The 594-nt window shown below is 53.7% G+C and carries 1 protein-coding gene and 1 pseudogene; both read left to right on the forward strand.

The genetic code is table 11. The features are described from left to right. The coding region (locus IQK56_RS30945; protein WP_206692008.1) for a hypothetical protein at positions 1–258 on the forward strand (258 nt) is incomplete at its 5' end. Between the two features lie 24 nt (positions 259–282). Next, positions 283–594: pseudogene (locus IQK56_RS30745) on the forward strand (allantoinase); the annotation flags it as partial.

Here is a 594-nt window from a genome sequence, read left to right on the forward strand (position 1 = left end):
CACAATAAAAATTACAAAACTTTACCGGCGGTTTCGCGGGAAGATTCTTGCGCTGGATTCTCAGTAAGCCTTGCTTTCAAACGTCCTTTCATCCTTTTATTGACCAACCAGGCAAGTTTCTTGCAGTGCCAAGCCATGACAGCCGTCTGGAAAAAATGCAGAAATACAGGCTTACAAAGTGACCGACAAGTTGTATACAATCAGCCCATCGCTGTGACGCCACCCAGTCTTTTCACTGCCCGGCCGCCACATGAATGACCACGAACAAGAAGGAAGACTGCAGTGAGCGCTGACTACCCACGCGACCTGATCGGTTACGGCAGTAACCCTCCTCACCCCCACTGGCCGGGCAAGGCACGCATCGCGCTGTCTTTCGTACTCAACTACGAAGAAGGCGGTGAGCGCAATATCTTGCACGGCGACAAAGAGTCCGAAGCCTTCCTCTCGGAAATGGTCTCGGCCCAACCGCTGCAAGGCGCGCGCAACATGAGCATGGAGTCGCTGTACGAATACGGCAGCCGTGCCGGCGTGTGGCGCATCCTCAAGCTGTTTAAAGAATTCGATATCCCGCTGACCATCTTCGCCGTGGCCATG

The sequence above is a fragment of the Pseudomonas cyclaminis genome (assembly GCF_015163715.1).
GTDB classification, from domain to species: Bacteria; Pseudomonadota; Gammaproteobacteria; order Pseudomonadales; family Pseudomonadaceae; genus Aquipseudomonas; species Aquipseudomonas cyclaminis.